At 56.2% G+C, this 12,886-nt stretch carries 10 protein-coding genes; 4 read left to right on the forward strand and 6 right to left on the reverse strand.

The genetic code is table 11. The features are described from left to right. The first annotated feature begins 305 nt into the window (after positions 1-305). From BLR13_RS10980 to BLR13_RS10995, 4 genes are all read left to right on the forward strand, one after another. Positions 306-3,977 (forward strand): PAS domain-containing protein, encoded by a 3,672-nt coding sequence (locus tag BLR13_RS10980; protein ID WP_171944974.1) that lies wholly within the window; start codon positions 306-308, stop codon positions 3,975-3,977. A 135-nt stretch (positions 3,978-4,112) separates the two neighbouring features. Further along, entirely contained in the window at positions 4,113-4,730 is a 618-nt protein-coding gene (locus tag BLR13_RS10985; protein WP_074824511.1) for a response regulator transcription factor, read from the forward strand. Between the two features lie 164 nt (positions 4,731-4,894). Continuing rightward, positions 4,895-5,287: a response regulator transcription factor gene (locus BLR13_RS10990; RefSeq protein ID WP_244525142.1), complete on the forward strand. Its 393-nt coding sequence runs from the start codon at positions 4,895-4,897 to the stop codon at positions 5,285-5,287. Between the two features lie 167 nt (positions 5,288-5,454). Then, the gene (locus tag BLR13_RS10995) at positions 5,455-6,903 is read left to right on the forward strand and encodes an ATP-binding protein (RefSeq protein ID WP_157793696.1); all 1,449 of its coding nucleotides are present in this window, start codon (positions 5,455-5,457) and stop codon (positions 6,901-6,903) included. 285 nt (positions 6,904-7,188) lie between these two features. Here BLR13_RS10995 and BLR13_RS11000 read toward each other — a convergent pair whose 3' ends face one another. From BLR13_RS11000 to BLR13_RS11025, 6 genes are all read right to left on the reverse strand, one after another. Beyond that, on the reverse strand, positions 7,189-7,908 hold the full coding sequence (locus BLR13_RS11000) for a response regulator transcription factor (RefSeq protein WP_074824503.1): 720 nt from the start codon (positions 7,906-7,908) through the stop codon (positions 7,189-7,191). Between the two features lie 222 nt (positions 7,909-8,130). Beyond that, entirely contained in the window at positions 8,131-9,321 is a 1,191-nt protein-coding gene (locus tag BLR13_RS11005; RefSeq protein WP_244525143.1) for an MFS transporter, read from the reverse strand. A 337-nt stretch (positions 9,322-9,658) separates the two neighbouring features. Continuing rightward, positions 9,659-10,177 (reverse strand): hypothetical protein, encoded by a 519-nt coding sequence (locus BLR13_RS11010; protein WP_074824497.1) that lies wholly within the window; start codon positions 10,175-10,177, stop codon positions 9,659-9,661. A gap of 33 nt (positions 10,178-10,210) precedes the next feature. Further along, the gene (locus BLR13_RS11015; protein ID WP_074824494.1) at positions 10,211-11,311 is read right to left on the reverse strand and encodes a hypothetical protein; all 1,101 of its coding nucleotides are present in this window, start codon (positions 11,309-11,311) and stop codon (positions 10,211-10,213) included. Next, positions 11,308-12,432: a DUF4331 family protein gene (locus BLR13_RS11020; protein WP_074824491.1), complete on the reverse strand. Its 1,125-nt coding sequence runs from the start codon at positions 12,430-12,432 to the stop codon at positions 11,308-11,310. Before BLR13_RS11020 ends, BLR13_RS11015 begins: the two co-directional genes overlap by 4 nt. A 35-nt stretch (positions 12,433-12,467) precedes the next feature. After that, the gene (locus BLR13_RS11025; RefSeq protein WP_074824488.1) at positions 12,468-12,791 is read right to left on the reverse strand and encodes an NIPSNAP family protein; all 324 of its coding nucleotides are present in this window, start codon (positions 12,789-12,791) and stop codon (positions 12,468-12,470) included. Positions 12,792-12,886 lie beyond the last annotated feature (95 nt).

Here is a 12,886-nt window from a genome sequence, read left to right on the forward strand (position 1 = left end):
GATCGAGATTCGGGCCCAGGGGCGCGCCATCTGGATCAGGCTGTCATAATGCAGTAGTCTCCCCCGTTCGATCACAACAATGCTTCATATCGAAGGCAAAATAGGTCTTGAGCAACTTTGCGTTTATCAAGGAAAGCACCATCGATCGGAACGCCGAGAGTGCCGATCAGCTCTACTGATTTCGAACATCGTTTTTGCTCCACACAGTCGCCCAAAGGGATCTGGCCGTGCAGGTGAGGCTAAACGAGACGTCCTCCCTCCAACGCGCAGTCCTACAGCTATTTCTGGGCGGCGGCGGTCTCATATTGCTGACCTTTATATGTTTCCGACTCGGACTCAACATTCCCACGGTCGGCTTTGCTTATTTGATCGTTATCGCGCTGCTGTCTTTGATCGGTAGCTTCTCTGCGTCCGTCCTTCTCTCTTTCGGTGCCGTTGCGCTTCTGAATTATTTCTTTGCCCCGCCGCTGTTCAGCTTCCGCGTAGATTATCCAGAGGACGCCCTGGCGATAACCGCCTTTTTGACGACCTCGATCATCATTACGAGTCTTACAGCGAGAGTGCGAAGGACAGCGGAACAGGCTCAAGTGTCGAACAATGCGCTGGTTGACACAATTCCAGCGATGGTCTGGAGCGCGACTCCCGACGGCTCACGCGACTTCAATAGTCAACGTTGGCTAAATTTCACAGGCTTATCCGCCGGTGAGGCAACCGGCAAAAGTTGGGCTACAACTTTTTACGCCGAAGACCGTCCAGCCGTGATGGAAAAGTGGCAGTTGGCAGTAGCAACCGGGACGCCGTTCGAAATCGAGGCACGTGCCCGCGGAGCTAACGGACAATACCGTTGGTTCCTGGTCCGGGCGGAGCCCCTCCGCGACGAGCGGGGTACCATTGTCAAATGGTATGGAACAAGCACCGACATCGAAGACCGCAAACGTGCGATCGAAGCGTTGCGCGAAAGCGAGGAGCAATGGAAGGAGGTCTTTGAGCACAACCCGGTCATGTATTTTATGGTTGACCCGATCGGCACGGTCCTTTCAGTGAATACTTTTGGCGCTGCACAACTCGGCTATGCGGTCAACGAGCTAATCGGACAATCCGTTCTCAATGTTTTTTTTGAAGAAGATCGTGCAGCCGTCCAGCAGAACGTGGCGGTCTGCCTGGAAACGCTTGGCGTTCCGCATAGCTGGGAAATTCGAAAGGCCCGGAAAGACGGTACGGTGCTTTGGGTTCGCGAAAATGCCAAAGCGGTGCGTCGGTCTGACAAGCAATTAATCGTCCTGATCGCATGCGAGGATGTCACCGAATCGAGGAAGACCGGAGATGCTCTGCGCTTGAGCGAGGCTTACATGGCTCACGCGCAAGAATTAACTCGCGTCGGGAGCTGGGCGTATAAACCTCCTGGCGTGTGTGAGCATTGGTCGGCAGAGATGTTTCGCATGTTGGGCTTTGATCCCGAAAAGGGGTACCCAGAAAACGAAGAGGCTGCGTCACGTATTCATCCCGAAGACCGCCAGCATGCAGATGAAGCGCTCGCCGGGCTTTTCGAACATGGCCAGGTATTGGATATAAAATATCGGTATACGCTACCTGACGGTCAGCTTCGAGTAATACGGGATTTCGGGACACCCATTTTCGAAAATGGGGTCATCACACGATTTGTCGGCGCCTGTTTGAACATCACCGAACAGGAAAGATTAACCGAGGAATTACGACTAAAGGAAAAGGAGCTTCATGCGCTCATCGACTCGATTCCTGCGTTGGTCAGCGCTGCGCAACCTGACGGGACCCTTGACTTCGTAAATCAGCGTTGGCTCGAGTACCTCGGGATCGACAAGGAGGAATGGCTCGATGGGGGTTGGAAGAACGTTATCCACCCCGACGACTTTGAAAACGTAAACGCGACCTGGCTAAAGGCCTTGGAAACGGGGCGAGCGTTTGAGAACGAGATGCGCTGGCGGCGGGCAGATGGGGAGTATCGCTGGTTTCACGGTCGCACGGTGCCCATGCGGGACGACTCCGGCAATGTCGCGAGATGGTATGGAACCCTCCACGATATTGATGACCGCAAGCGGACCGAGGACGCCTTGCGGCTGAGCGAGGCTTACATGGCGCATGCGCAACAACTCGCCGGCTTTGCAAGTTGGGCCTATAAGAGCAGCCACATCGGCGGTTACTGGGATGTTTGCGAACATTGGTCTCCTGAGATGTGGCGCATAGCCGGCTTCGATCCCTCCAAGGGATATCCTCCGACCGAATTGATTTTTTCGCGCATACATCCCGAAGACCTTCAGCCCATGATCGATGCGAATGCGCAGGTGATCAACGACGATCGGCCACTGAATATCAAGTACCGGTATTTTCACCCAGATGGTCAACTTCGAGTTTTACATAGTTTTGGAACTCTCCTCCGCGAAGACGGAGTAGCTACACGGTTTGTTGGCGCCACCATAGACATTACAGATCAGGAGCAGCGGCTTGAGGCATTGAGACAGAGCGAACTATACCTTGCTGAAGGCCAGCGACTTGCTCACCAGGGAAGCTGGTCGTTCAACCCCGCCGGATATTATGACTTTTGGTCGGAAGAGCTGTTCCGGGTTTATGGTTTCGACTCGGCGCGGGGTGCCCCCACGCTTGAGCAGTATTTGAGTGCTGTTCACCCCGAAGACCGCGAATTCATGTCGCGAACTATACAAGAAATGCTCGCTCAGGGTTTGGGCTGCGATGTAACGAAACGCATTGTACGACCCGGCGGCGAGGTCCGACACATTCGTTGTGTCGGAGTTCCCCTCCTCGATAAGGGAATTTTGAAGAGCATTTTTGGCACCGCGATAGATGTGACCGAGCAAGAACACCTGACTCAGGAGCTGCAACGCCGCGAGGCGTACCTTGCGGAGGCGCAAAAGCTCAGTCGCACGGGGAGTTTCGGATGGAACGTTGCCCGGGGCGAGATCTTTTGGTCGGAGGAGACATTCCGGATCTTTGAGTACGATAGAGCGGCTAAACCCTCGTTGGAACTAGTCTTGCAACGAACTCATCCAGAAGATCGTGCTGTCGTTCGGCAATTTCTTGAGCGCGTAACGGATGACGGCAAGGATTGGGATTTTGAACATAGACTACTCATGCCAAATGGCTCGACTAAATATGTCCGTGCGGTGGCGCGTGCTGAAAAAGATGCATTGGGCGCATTGGAATTTGTTGGCGCGGTGATGGACATTACTGCGACCAGGCGAGCGGACGAGGAGCTTCATCAGACCCGAACGCAGCTCACTCATTTTGCACGTTTGACGACTTTGGGTGAACTGACCGCTTCGATCGCACACGAAGTCAATCAGCCACTGTCTGGGGTAATAAACAGCGCAAACGCCGGCGTTCGGTGGCTCGATAGCCAGCCTCCCGATGTCCAGAAGGCTAGACAATCCATTGACCGTATCATCAGAGACGCGGGACGAGCCAGCGAAGTTGTGGCGCGAGTACGCGATCTTGCTAAGAAGACTCCCCCTCGCAAGGGTTGGCTAAACATAAACGAAACGGTCGAAGAGATCATTTCGTTGACGCGTCAGGAAGTCAGAAAGAATCACGTGCGGCTCAAATCTCAGCTCTCGGCTGAGATACCCCTAATTCTTGCGGACCGAATTCAGTTGCAACAGGTTATCCTCAATCTGATGATCAACGCAGTCGAGGCATTGACCGCAGTTCCTGACGCCGAGCGAGTACTGCAAATAGCCACGACGATCGTTCCCTCTGGCGATGTTAGCTTAACCGTGAGTGATTCCGGTCCCGGGCTGGACGTGGAGAAACTCGAAGAGATCTTCGGCGCTTTCTACACGACCAAGCCCGACGGCATGGGCATGGGGCTCGCGGTCAGCCGCTCGATCATTGAGGCCCACGGTGGGAGCCTGTGGGCAAACAAAAACGAGCCCCGCGGGGCGATCTTTCAATTCACCTTGCCGAAAGATCAGGGGGAGAACTTGTGACCGAAATGTAATACTGTCCCCTGAGTAGATGGTCCGCGAGATGCGACCCCTCTGGACGGTGGCGGCGGGACCGGCATCAAGCGGGACTTTCGATCCTCGATTTGACGGGTAGAATATGATGGTTGATTTTAGTACATGAGCGAGGACCAGGCTATCGTAGTCGTGATCGACGACGATGTCTCCATTCGCGAATCGGTGGAGGATCTCCTTCGCTCGGTCGGTCTGGAGGTGAAGTCTTTCGCGACGAGCCGCGAATTCCTGCAACAGAAGCTTCCCGATGCGCCAGGCTGTATCGTGCTGGACGTCAGACTGCCGGGAGGAAGTGGATTGGAATTTCAGAAGACCTTGTTGAATTCCAAAATTCAACTTCCGATCATATTTATCAGCGGTCATAGCGACGTTCCGACGTCGGTACGGGCGATGAAATCCGGCGCCATCGAATTCCTGACCAAACCACTACGCGAACAGGAACTGCTAGATGCGGTTCATGTGGGGATCGAGCGCGATCGCGTCCGGCGCCAGGAAGCGAAGATTGTAGCCGAGCTTCAGGGGCGCCTCGACTGTCTGACGCCGCGCGAACGAGAGGTGTTGTTGCTTGTGATCACCGGGCATCCCAATAAGGCGATCGCAACGCAGCTTGGATTGAGCGAAATGACGGTAAAAGTCCATCGCAGCCAGATCATGCGAAAGATGCGCGCAAAATCGCAGATTGAATTGGTGCGTATGGCAGACAAGCTGGGGATTTCCCCGTGAAGATCTAAACTAAAGTAGCGCGCGACTACACCAAAGGTCTGATCGGCTGCTCCAGGAAGGCCGCTTGGGTAGCCTTTTTCGTCAAAACCAATTCCCCTTATGCGGAGTGGCTTCGACCTTGAGCTTGATGCAAGCTCGGAGCTCGCTATTTATGGGAGTTCTGAGTGCTCAAGAAACCCATGATCTCGATCGTCGACGACGACCCATCGGCTCGCGAAAGCCTTGTGGACCTCGTTAAAAGCATGGGCTTCTCCGCAGAGGCATTCCCGAGTGCGGAAGAATTTCTACAATCTAAGCTACTACGCGACACGTCCTGTTTGATCGCGGACGTGCAGATGCCGGGCATTACCGGGCTCGAACTGCATACCAGCCTAGTCAGGTCGGACAGCGCAATTCCGACGATCCTGATCACCGCCTTTCCCAATGAGAAAGATCGCGCGGCCGCGCGCCGGTCCGGCGTGACCTCCTATTTGGTCAAGCCGTTCGACGACAAAGATTTGCTCGCAAGCATCCGATCGGCTCTCGCTTCGCCAGATGACGGAGGCAGACAATCATGACTCTATCCGCACCAACAAACGATCGGCAGCATGACGATCTGCCCTCTCCTTCATCAGTTAGTCGAGACCTGCGACGAACACATTCGGGAATTACCCACAGCAAAATTGCGGACATTGATCTACACATGTCGCCATCCTCCAAGCCAGTTGACGGATCAGCGACACGCGTGATTTCGTTCGGACCGTTCTCCCTGCTACCTGACCAGCGCCAGTTACTGGAGGTCGACAAGCTTCTCAACATCGGCAGCCGGGCATTCGACATCCTCCTCGCATTGGTCGAGCGCCCGGGAGAGTTGATCAGCAAGGAGGAGCTCATGGCACGGGTATGGCCGAACGTGTACGTCGAACCCGCCAATCTGACAGTCCATGTCGCAGCACTGAGGCGGGTGTTGGGAGATGGCCGCGAAGGACATCGGTACTTGGTCAACATTCCGGGACGCGGCTATCGATTCGTCGCCCCGGTTTCTCTCGAGGACCGAAAATCGCCGCGGCCACCGCAACAACCGGTTCAAAGGCATTCACATAATCTACCGAACCAGATCACGAGGTTGGTCGGGCGTGCCGACACCTCCCGAGCACTGGCGACATTCCTATCCAATGATCGCTTGCTGACGATCGTGGGCCCTGGCGGGATCGGAAAGACCTCGATAGCCCTCGCCGTAGCCGATGAAGTGGCCGGCAGTTACGAGCATGGAGTTTGGCTAGTCGACCTGGCCCGTATCAGCGATCCTGACATGCTCCCAGGTGCTCTCGGGTCCGTGCTGGGGCTTGATACTCCCCCCGGCACCACTTTGCCTGTGTTGGCCCAGTCGTTGCGCGGGAGGCAGATGCTGCTCGTGTTAGACAATTGCGAACATGCCGCGGAGGCGGCCGCTTCACTGGCGGTGCACATGCTACAAGCATCATCGGGCGCACGAATCCTTGCAACCAGTCGGGAACCACTTCGAGCCGAAGGCGAGCGGAGATATCGGTTGCCGTCATTGGAGGTCCCGCCCGTGTCCGCGCAGCTCACGGCTGCTGAAGCGATGCGTTTCTCGGCGGTTGAGCTGTTCGTGGAACGTACGGCCGCAAGACTTGATGGCTTCGAATTAAGCGACCATGACGCACCGGTCGTGGTGGATTTGTGCCGTAAGCTGGACGGTAACCCCTTAGCTATCGAGCTTGCCGTGGGCCGCATTGATACGTTCGGTGTGCACGGCTTGTCGGCGCGCCTGAATGGTGGCCTACGCCTGCTGAGCGGTGGCTACCGAACGGCGCTTCCGCGACATCAGACTTTGCGGGCTATGCTCGACTGGAGCTTCGATTGGCTTCCTGAGTCTGAGCGCTTGGTGTTAAGTCGACTTGCAATTTTTACAGGTGAATTTGTCCTAGAGGCCGCGATTGCAGTCGCCTCTAGCGATGACATCGCCGCCGTCGAGGTTGCAGACGCAGTGGTGAGCCTCGTTGCAAAGTCGCTCGTTAACGCGGATATCAGCGACAAGGAGCCGAAATATCGGCTGCTTGAGATAACTCGCGACTACGCACTTGAAAAGCTCCAGGAGAGCTACGAATTCGACCTTGTCGCTCGCCGTTACGCTGAATACCTTCGGGGCGCGCGCGAAGCGTCCAACTGCTAAAGCGCGTCACGCGCAAAATACAAGTTCATATCGACGTGGTCCGGGAGCAATGTGCGCAGCGCGCCTCTAGGAGCAAGGAGTCCGTCAAGGCCCACGCGCACAGGCGCGCTTGGACCGGCGAGTTCGCACCTTCAACGCCTTATGATCCGCGCGTTCTCCTTTAGGTCGGGCAGACGACAATTCGCGGGCGCCAGCCGGGCAACAAGGAGGGCTTTGTGGTGGGTCCTCGGAGGGAGAGAGGCTATCGTCATAGCCACTCCAGAAAGCCGAATTTTGAAATGGTGGTCAGGTGTGAGTCTGGGTTTCCCTTGCTATCGGTGCCGGAGCGCGGAGCCGATAGCCGACCCCTGCTTCCGTAAGAACGTACTGGGGCCGCTCTGGGTCGACTTCAATCTTTTGTCTTAGATGACGCACATACACCCGAAGATATTGAGCGTCGGTGAAGCTGCTCCAGAGCTTTCCAAGCAGGAACTCCCGCGTCAACGCCTGGCCTGCATGTTGGACGAGTACGCGTAACAGGTCATACTCCTTGGGTGAAAGATTAACGTCCCTCTGCCCGACTTTGACGATGCGCCGGACAAGATCGACCGAGAGATCGTTGACGCGGAATATCGAACGTTCGCCATGCGCATGCAGTTGGTGACGAAGCGCAACACGTACTCTGGCGAAGAACTCATCCATTCCAAATGGTTTGGTGACATAGTCGTCTGCGCCAAGATCGAACGCCTGTACCTTGCTGGCTCCATCATCTCGACCGGACAGCACCACAATCGGAATGGTTTCAGCTCGCATCCGGATCACTTTCAGCAACTCAAATCCCGGTATGTCTGGAAGATCTAGATCGAGCGTGATCAGATCGGGTTTTTGGGCCAATAATTCGATCGCGGCTCTGCCGTTGGGCGCATCGATAATTTCGTACCCCTGCGTGCTAAATCCCGTTCGCAGGAGTCTACGAATCGCGGCTTCGCCGTCAATTACTAGAATTTTGACTGGAGCAGCGCTCATGCAACGGCGTCCAATTTTCCGACTTCATTCGGTTCCGTGACTACGTCGAAGTTCTCGCGCAGTTACCCCCTCCCCGATCGCGCATTTTCATCACACTGCGAGTCAACTCTACTGACATCGCACTCTTTTTCTACGACCGCATACTAGGCGGGCCCAATGAAGTCTGACAAATTCCTGCAAAACACTCTAAGCAATGTCCGATTGTATGAGCACATTCGCGTTCTAGATGGACTTCTCCGTGTGCGCCGCGGGGCCGGTCTCCCTGAGGAAGCCGGCGAGGATGGCTGCGATCGCGACCGCGGCGACAAGCAGGGAGTCACCCTTCTCAAACACATGGAGAGTGAGAGGTCCGTCATCCGCGAGTTTCTGAATGAACCAGCCAAAGGCGGGCGCCGCGAATGCGCTTATTACGAAAACGAGGAAATTGACGGCTCCTGTCGCGCTTCCGCTCACGCCCTCTGGATTGACTTCCTTGATGATAATGTAGGGGATCGACGCAGCGCTGGATCCAAACCCGAGTAGAAAGCCGAGAACGTAAGGCGGTAAGGTATTCAACGGCAGATACAGAATAGCGGCCACCGAAAACAACGAGAGTGCGATGCCACCCAGCAGCACAGGCTTGCGCCGGCCCACGTAGTCAGCACGGAAGCCAAGAACAGGTGCGCCGAAAACCCAACCGAGCGGAACAATCGAGGCGCGATCCACCGCCTCTGCATAGTTCAACTGCCATCCGTCGCGCAGAAACGACACACCCCAGATCATATCGCCGACGGTGGTCGGAAGGAACAGAAGGCCGGAGCACAACCCACATAGATAAGACTGCGGATTTCTCAACACGGTCTTGTACGGCGTGAACATGTGCAAAAGGGTCGACTTCGATCGCTCTAACGGATCCTGCCGAGGCGTGACCACAACGAGCGCGACCGCGATCGCCAGCACTATGATCCCAGCAAACAACCAAAATTGTTGCCAACTAATCGGCCCATGCACGAGCGGCGCCACGACAAACTGCCCCGCCGAGCCGCCCAGCATGCCGAAGCATTGCGTGATACCGACGGCCGTCGCGAGATGTCGTGACGGGAAGCCATGCCCTGCAAGGTACACTGCGCCTATAAAGCCTAATGCGGAGCCCGCGCCCTGGAGCATTCGACCGATACCGGCCGCCCAACTAATACCAAGACCAAACATCATCATCCCGGTGGCGAGTAAAAGGACGCCTATAGGAATGGTGTATTTTGCTCCCCAGCGGTCGAGCGCCGCGCCAGCTACAATGGAGAAGGCTGAATAGGTGTAGTAGTACAGTCCCAGCAGTGAACTAACGCCCAGCGTCGTTAGATTAAACGCAGTCGTGAGCTCCGGCACCATGACGCTCGGTGCCGACACGCCGACATATTGCATGAAGTAGAACAGCACGGAGAAGAGCCACGCAACTACGAAAGCTGGGTGGAACCTCGATGAGCCCGCTGACCTAAGCTTTGGCTTAACATGGGCGGTAAGGACGGTCGCCATTTTCTTTCCTTCCCGAGGACAAGCTTCCTCACCTCGATTCATGCGCCGTGCGCCCTGTTAATTCCCAAGATTCACGATCCCGATCGGCTGATGGCGTGATCTTCGGCATCAGACGATTTACATGCGTGCGCAGGGTCCTAGATTCGCAGGAAGACATGCGCGCCGCAGTACGGCATCGGCCGATTGCGGAGGACGGTTGCCTGAATGTCAGCAAGGCCGAGAGCCTGCGTCATTGTTTAACTCAAGTGGCGGCGTCCAACATCTCGCTAACCGCTGCGCTCAGCCGCTTCATCTTCTCGACGTCTCGACAGGAGATTTCGGGGTATGCGGCATAGAAGAACTCGGCTGTGACCTGCGCATTACGGATAAGGTCCATAAGTGTGGGCACGTCTTTGAAACTCGTATACCCCTCCCAAACGCCGCCGAAAATCTGATCCATCCATGGCGATACGTAGTTCATGAGGTCTTCGACGTAAGGCTTGAAGTCGTCGTCATAGACAATAGTGAACAGAATCCGAGTGTCGTTATCGAACAGGAACAACCGGAAACTTTGAACTGTACCGATCCGATTCTCCCAGTAGGCTGCCTCGGCCTGAAACTGCGGTAGGCGCTCGCGGAAGATGCGCGCACCATCTGGCGTCACCTTGCCGATGCCGGTGAGTTCCCCTCTCCTCCCGATCCGCAGACCAGGACCGTCGGGCTGAGGGGTCACCTTCTGAGCCATTGCCGTGCGCTCGTTATCGATCACTTTCGTGGCCATACGATATCTCCTTTGCTTTGATTGACCGTCATTTCACGACGTAGCTTGCGACTTGTCGCACGGTGGGAGAAGCACCGAGGAAGGCGTCATGCCGGCAGCCTCGTTCGCCCTAAGGGCGCGGGAAAGCAGTTCGTGGGCACGCGGCGTCTCGCGGACTTCAAAGTTAAGTCTGGCCAACCGCAACGCCTCGTCCGAATCGCCGCCTACCGTTAGCCAGAATTCGGCCGCATGATCGGCGAATGCCTCGGGGTGACGAACAACCAACTCGTCGTAACGCGCCGCTGCGTGCTCGCACCAATGCCGAGATTCGTCGGCGCGCCCCGCATCCCTGAGAATGCGCGCGAGTTGCGCGGCGTAATCAGGATCATCCGAAGACATTGCCAAGGGAAACAAGCGAGCGACCGCGGTAGCGACCTCACCAAGTTCTGCCTCGACCTCGGCAAGATGGCCTTGCGCTTGTGCGTAAGTCGGCACGCGGCTGCGTGCGGCGTCGAACCACATTCGTGCGTCATCCAAACGGTCGTTGTTCATCCACATCAGACCGAACTGGAAATCAAGGATCGCGAGCGGAAACGGCGATACGCCGCGGTAGCGACCCCGGCTTTCCATGTAGAATCCTTCTGCGACTGCAATCTCCCCGCGCTCCGCGCAAAGCCCGGCCAAAGCGCCGAGAGTTTCAAAACTCGGCCGACGGATTGCGGCTTCCCGGCGGATGGCGAAAGCCTCGTCGTATTGACCGAGCGCCTGGAAGATTGCAGCACGCTCGATATTTATCCTGTCGTAATTCGGCGCGAGGCGCTCCGCCAGGGCTAGGTCACTCAAAGCATCTAGAAAGCGGTGAAAGGTGCTTCGGGTTCGCGCTCGCGCAACGAGGGCCGCTCCATTGGCCGGCTCACTCTGCACCAGCCGCTCGGCATTCTTCTCGGCCAGCTCGTAGTCGGCAACGCGGCCAAGGATCAGCCCGCGCAGCGTGATCAACTCGATGAGCTCGATCTGAGCATCAACGGTTGGATTGCTGAGCGCGACCTCCGATCTTTGGGCGTGGATCTGGGCCTCGAGATTGCTCAGTGCGATCAAACCGTTAGTGGTCGATACGTCGGCGATACCAGCGTCATCGTGCTCCATTGCGGTCATGACGCGACAACCCTCGGCGGATTTGGCGGGGCCATGTAAGGAAAGACTTTGGATGACCAGGTGATCGGCCCGGCAATGCCATCGTCGACGCGCGGACCGTTTCCGCCGTTGACGTACAGCGTGAAAATGGAGTCCATGATGTCCTCATTGAGCCAGCGCCCGCCCGCCGTCACGTGAATGCGGTCCTTCAGCATGGATCGTTCAATTTCGAAGTAACTGAGCTCAGTGAGCGGTTTGGAGGCATCTACGACGAGGAAGTCCGCCAGCAGAATTTTAGTCAGCGGATGGTTGCCTTGCTCGTTAGCAGGCCAATCGATCTTGCCGTCTAGACCGTCGTAGAAGGTGAGATTGGCATTCATCCGCACTCGATAGGCATCGAAATAATCTGTCGCGAGTTTGAAGGCGTCTTCGCTGTTGTAGAGGTCGCGAATTTCCAGATCTCGATTGACCTGATCGAACATCTTCCAGCTCAAGGAAACGTTCTTGATCTCCGGCCGACCGACCCGCTCTATCCGCACCGGCCGCTTGCCGGACGCCAGGGTTTCACAGACGACAGCGAACATCGGTCCGCCCTTTAGCAAGGTCCTCCACTCGACTTTAAGAACGATTGCGAGGATGTTGGTGCCGTAAAGCGTATCAGAACCGACTTTTTTGAACGCGAGTTGTCCTGTCGCCACTGTTTTTTCGATCATTCTCACATCGAGAAAGAACGGCTCTGATCGCTGTCCCGCAAAGACCTGCACATCGTTACCGTTGCCGCCCTTCTCATCGTTCACGCAGAACTGAATGACTTCGCCGCTCGGTGTCATGCAGCGACCGTGTTGTTTTGGCTGGGAGCCGTCCTTCAGGCTAGACGGAACCTCGAACACACAGTCGAAGATCGCCTCATCGGTCCCAATGGCGAACGAAGACATTGGCCCGGTTTCGGCGATTGCGGCGGGGCGCACGCGAAAGCGATATATGACGGCGTCGGAAAAGAGGGCTGATGGACCGGCTTTTCCAAACACGTCCATGGCCAGGACGAGATGCTGCGGACTGTCGGGGCACGGGAACGCAAAAACATCCGTTATGTCAGCGGCCGGGTCGCTCAAAGATCGGGGCCCAGAAAAATGGTCCGACATATCCGAATATCCCTCCACGGAATCGTTTCAGCCTGTTACCGGTTGATCGGGGCGAAACTCACCGGCACCATCAAGCTGTTGCGTTGGTCCACCAGATATCCCGCTTCATCAGCGAGCCTCAGATAGTTTTGCCATTCAGGATCTGACATCATAGCCGCACGCTTCTGCGCGCGATCGTCCGCATCCTCGAACGCCCATAAATGCACCAGCGCGTTCAGATCACCGCTTTCGGCCTGCAGATATGCAACAGGCGGCCCGAGATGGCGTAGCTGCGAGGCGAAGCCGTGCTTGGCGTACAGGTCTAACTCCTGCGGCAACTTGCCGGGCCTGACGCGATAGGTGCGAAGATCGATGAGCACCTGATTCTCCTTTGATCTTGAACACGTTTGCGTCTTGATTAAATCAAGTTGCGCGCGCGATCGAGCAAAGGCTGCCAAAGCAATCTAAATTCTCC

The sequence above is a fragment of the Bradyrhizobium ottawaense genome (genome assembly GCF_900099825.1).
GTDB lineage: Bacteria > Pseudomonadota > Alphaproteobacteria > Rhizobiales > Xanthobacteraceae > Bradyrhizobium > Bradyrhizobium ottawaense_A.

What these genes read in the sequence shown, in the direction of transcription:
- BLR13_RS10985 (WP_074824511.1), top strand. Translation starts at nt 4,113, where the DNA reads ATGAGCGAGGACCAGGCTATCGTAGTCGTGATCGACGACGATGTCTCC.
- BLR13_RS11015 (WP_074824494.1), bottom strand. Translation starts at nt 11,311, where the DNA reads ATGACCGCAATGGAGCACGATGACGCTGGTATCGCCGACGTATCGACC.
- BLR13_RS11000 (WP_074824503.1), bottom strand. Translation starts at nt 7,908, where the DNA reads ATGAGCGCTGCTCCAGTCAAAATTCTAGTAATTGACGGCGAAGCCGCG.
- BLR13_RS11010 (WP_074824497.1), bottom strand. Translation starts at nt 10,177, where the DNA reads ATGGCCACGAAAGTGATCGATAACGAGCGCACGGCAATGGCTCAGAAG.
- BLR13_RS11020 (WP_074824491.1), bottom strand. Translation starts at nt 12,432, where the DNA reads ATGTCGGACCATTTTTCTGGGCCCCGATCTTTGAGCGACCCGGCCGCT.